The 227-nt window shown below is 71.8% G+C and carries 1 protein-coding gene; it reads right to left on the reverse strand.

What is annotated here, in order from left to right; all coding sequences use genetic code 11:
• Positions 1-227 (reverse strand): hypothetical protein (locus H2O73_RS24500; protein WP_220457803.1); only part of this gene is annotated, 227 nt, incomplete at both ends.

Here is a 227-nt window from a genome sequence, read left to right on the forward strand (position 1 = left end):
CGCGTCGCGCCAGGGGGTGCGGGGGGGGGAGAAGCCGTAGGTGGTGAAGCTGGGCTCGCGCCGGGGATAGGCGGGGGCGAGCAAGTCGAGGAAGTCTTCGGGTCCGATCTCGATCCCGGTCTCGCCCGCCAGAGACACAGGCGGCAGCGCGCCGGGCTCCACGCTGTCGGCGGGCGGAGCGGCGATCAGGTTGACGCCGATCCCGATGGCGAGGGTAAGGTTGCCTT

This window comes from Vibrio marinisediminis, from assembly GCF_014050145.1.
Taxonomy (GTDB): Bacteria; Pseudomonadota; Gammaproteobacteria; order Enterobacterales; family Vibrionaceae; genus Vibrio; species Vibrio marinisediminis.